This is a genomic window from Schnuerera sp. (assembly GCF_035459645.1).
Lineage (GTDB): Bacteria > Bacillota > Clostridia > Tissierellales > Tepidimicrobiaceae > Schnuerera.
Map to the genome: position 1 here is coordinate 1 of NZ_DATHXO010000115.1, position 4,388 is coordinate 4,388.

Annotated in this window: 4 protein-coding genes; 2 read left to right on the plus strand and 2 right to left on the minus strand. The window is 28.1% G+C overall.

Annotated elements, in window-relative coordinates; translation table 11 throughout:
• Together VK998_RS02775 and VK998_RS02780 are read left to right on the plus strand one after the other, a co-directional pair.
• On the plus strand, positions 1 to 456 hold a 456-nt coding region (locus tag VK998_RS02775), incomplete at its 5' end, for a LytTR family DNA-binding domain-containing protein (RefSeq protein WP_325225220.1).
• Positions 457 to 458: 2 nt separating this feature from the next.
• Positions 459 to 1,742, plus strand: coding sequence for a sensor histidine kinase (locus VK998_RS02780; protein ID WP_325225222.1), 1,284 nt, complete (start codon positions 459 to 461; stop codon positions 1,740 to 1,742).
• 239 nt (positions 1,743 to 1,981) lie between these two features.
• Here VK998_RS02780 and orr read toward each other — a convergent pair whose 3' ends face one another.
• Positions 1,982 to 3,046: an ornithine racemase Orr gene (gene orr / locus VK998_RS02785; protein WP_325225224.1), complete on the minus strand. Its 1,065-nt coding sequence runs from the start codon at positions 3,044 to 3,046 to the stop codon at positions 1,982 to 1,984.
• A 232-nt stretch (positions 3,047 to 3,278) separates the two neighbouring features.
• Positions 3,279 to 4,388: GlmL-related ornithine degradation protein (locus VK998_RS02790; RefSeq protein ID WP_325225227.1), on the minus strand; the 1,110-nt coding region annotated here is incomplete at its 5' end.

Sequence of the window (4,388 nt, forward strand, 5' to 3'; positions counted from 1 at the left end):
AACGAAAAAGTTTATGAAGTCTTAGATCTTCAGATTTTCAATTTTGTAAGAAAAAGCCATTTTCATAAAGAGATAGATCGAATACTTGATTCATTAATTAAAAGATTAGGATATCTAGCAGAAAAATATCCATTTCCAATAGGTGATATTGAAATATATCTTAAACTTTATGACATTATATATCTTGAAGTACTGAATAGGCGTGTTATTGTACATACCAAAACAACTAACTACACTTCAAATTATCGCTATTTAAAGGAAATTCCCTATGATTTGAGAGAAAAACAGTTTTTTGAAATATATAGAGGTATAATGGTTAATCTTAATCATGTTAAAGATTTGATAGATAATAAGATTAATCTCTCTAATAAGGATACCCTATATATTTCAAGAAGAAGGCTCAGTAGTTTTAAAGAGACATTTTTTAGATATATTTCATCTAAAAGAGAGGGATAATCGTGATTGGTGTTTTATTTGCAATAATAGAAAGTATACTTTTTATATTTATTTTATCTAAATTTAAAAATTCTAAAGTTAATTATAGATATCTAGATATTTTCATAATAATTTGTGTTTCTATAATTACTACTATTTTTATTAAATTTGGATTTACTCCATATATTAGGTTAATTCTTATTTCAATAATACTTATCATAATTACATTTATATATGATATAAAATTCTATAAACGAATTTTAGCAGTTATATTATTTTATTTTATTTTAATTATTTCTGATTTAGTAGTTTCATTTTTACTATCTAATATTCTAAACATAACTATAGAGGACTTGCTGTCAAAATACTATACATTTTTCGGTTTAATAAGCAAATTTTTATCCTTTTTAATCTATGCTTTTATTAATAGAAAATTTTTAAATCGAAAGATTATTCTTCCTAATACCCTAAATTATCTAATGATTGTAATTTTATCTTTAGCTACTATTTCAATGGTTCTATTATTTTATTCTAGTTTAAGTATTATAAATGAAAGCACTATATTTATTTTATTTCTTATATGCCTATTTAATCTATTCATCGGTTTGAGTGCAATATATATGTATTTTAAGGCAAATAACTTTTATATTAATCTTCAAAAAGAAACTACTAAAAGAATTTATGATAAATCTAATGAAAAATTCATTAAAAATTTTGAACGAAGAAATGAAGTTCTATCAAAGATATGGCATGATTTAAGAAATCATATCAAAATAATAGAAAAAATGAGTAATGAACAGAAAGGTGCTCATTTAGAATATATTGATTCATTAAAGGACAAGCTTAAATCAATTCCCAATCCTATTAACACGGGTAATAATTTAATTAATATAGTTTTGAACGATAAATATACAGAAGCCAATGTTCAAGGTATAGATTTTGATATAAAAGCAGTTGCTCCTCCAAATTTAAATATTGATGATATAGACTTAAGTTCAATTCTATTCAATACTCTGGATAATGCCATAGAAGCTTGTATAAATTGTAATGAAAGTAATAAATATATCAATTTAGAACTATATCCTGAAGGATATTTTCTTTATTATAGGATTGTCAACAGCTATAATCCAGCTAAAAATTATTCAAACAAATTCATTTATAATAAAAAAGAATATCTTTCTTCTGGATATGGACTTAGTATAATAGAAGATATTGTAGATAAATATAATGGTTATATGGATATTAATTATGATAACACTGAATATTCACTTACTATAATTCTTAATTTAAGTGAACATGAAGTGTGATTAACTTTAATTCTGCAATTTTATTTTTGCAGAACTAAAGTTCGGTTAATAAAAACAACCAAGATTTTTTATCTATCCTAGTTGTTTTTATCTTTTATATATGGACTAGAGCATCTATACTGTAAGTCAATGGTAGTAAAATTTGGTCTGACTTTTTTATTTTATAACCTCTGTGTACAAATAATGCCTTTCTTTTCAATTAATGAAATGCTATGTATAATATTGATTTAATATTATACTCAAATTATTTCCTTTTTTACATACTCTGAAGTCATAGTACTTAAAATCCCACCATAACTTAACTTAAACTTAAGTTTATCTCCAACTTTGTAATCTATTTCACTATCAGTTCCATCTAATATTAGATGATCACTACTTCCTCCTAATATTGTAACTTTCGAATCTTCTAGTATGATAGTGTCAAAATCCACATCCTGTTTACCTATGGCGACTATCATTCGCTTTCTAATACCTTTGTCTTCAAAGGAAGGAATTTTTCCAAAAGCATCTCTTCCTATTTCACCAGTAGGTAATGAGGGTTTTTCTTTTATTTCTATTATTTCTGCAACTAATTGGAAAGCATCGTCGTAAGTATTGTCTATCCTATTTCCATAGGCAGTTTCATATCCTAGTACCAAAGATTCACCTAATCTTAGCATATTTATACCTTCTATTTTATTATCCTTTAATAATAAATGTAAACTGCTAGAATTACCCCCAGAAATTATATCCAAATTGATGTTAAATTTATCTTCTAGCTTTTTCCCCATATCTACAAGCTTTCCTAAATTTTTTTCGCTAGGGATTACCCCACCATAACAGGTCAAATTAGTTCCTATACCTAATAATTCAATACCTTTCAAGTCTAAAATTTCTGCTATCACTTCATATATTTCATCTTCATTAAAATATCCTTCTCGTAAATCCCCTAAGTCAACCATCAATATTATTTTATGGATTTTTCCTTTTTTAACCGATGTTCTAGACAATTCCTTAATGGTTTCAATTTCAGAATTAAGGGATATATCTGCATATTCAACAGCTTTTTCTACTTCAGATATCATGGGTAATCTTAGGAGGATTTTGGGTATTTTAAACTGTTTCAATTTTATCAAATTTTCAATTCTAGAGTCTGCCAAATAGCTTACTCCACCATCAACGTAGGCTTTTGCAATTTCAGGATGTCCACAAAACACTTTTGTAACTCCTGCTACTTTTATGTCTTGCTTTTTACATAAATCAACTACCCTTTTTACATTATGTTGTAGCTTTTTTAAATCTATTTGGACTTTAGGATAATACATATTTACCTCCTGTTTTTTATGTATAATTTATAAGTATGAAACCGGATGGACACACAGGTCCATCCCTACAATATATGATATATTCTACACCGTAGGGGTTGACCTATGTGTCAACCCGTAATATGTCAACCCGTTGATGCACATAACATTACAAGCATAACCTTCTTTTTAATTCTTAAGGTTTTAATTCACAATTCACGACGTTTACGTCCCATTAATCTACAATACTACATTATTCACCACAACTATATTTAAGACTATCTTTCAATAATTTTAATGCTTCTTCTGGATATTTTCTTGACATAACTCCTAAGGAAGCCATTATATATTCATTGTCTATAAGTATTTTCGATTCTTTTGATGGTAATAATTCATTGCCTTTACTGCTTATAGCAATTTGTTTTAGTATTTTTACTCTATTAGGTAGTCTAGTCAAAGCTCCACCTGTTCCAATAATGGTATTAACCTTAGTCAAATCTTTCCCCTCTGCTAAAGTCGTCTTACCGCCTGGTCCATATAAATGCCTTAACTTTCCTGCGTGTCTTGTTACTGCAGTTATGACTGCGTGAAGAGTTAGTTCTTCAATAAACTGTTTTTCTAATTGGGATTCAGGTATTGGTTTATTATTACCCAATAGGTTTTCTAATTCTTCTAAAGATAAATTCAATTCTTTCATCAATTCTTCTTTTCCTACCATATTGACAATATTGTGCATATTTACATATACCCCTAGATCTCCCTCTACAGTTCTTTTAGCTAAAGGCTCCGGATTTATGAGTATCCTAGATATTTCTTCACTACCTTCAGTTACAGAATGAACATCTGTTGTAGCTCCTCCTACATCTATAGTAATTAAATCACCAATCTCTTCATATAATAGATTTGAAGCCTCCATAACTGCACCAGGTGTAGGCATAATAGGACCTGTCACCATATCCCTTACTTTCTGCATACCTGGAGCATGTATTATATGTTTTTCGAATACGTTTTGGATAACAACTCTTGTAGGCTCAATATTTAATTCATCTATTTTAGGATATACATTTTCAACTATATATAATTCCGATTTTTTGCCTTCAAAAATCTCCTTAACTTCTTCATGATTTTCAATATTACCAGCATATATTACCGGAATATTCAAGTCCAATTCTGCAATTAATTCTGAATTGTAAAGAGCAGTATCCCTCTCTCCATAATCAACACCGCCAGCAATTAAAATTATATTTGGGTTTATCTCTTTGATTTTTTTTAAATCCGAATTCCTTAACTTACCTGCACTTATAAACTTTATATTAGCTCCTGCCCCAAGTGCTGCTTCTTTGGCGGCTTTAACCGTCATGTC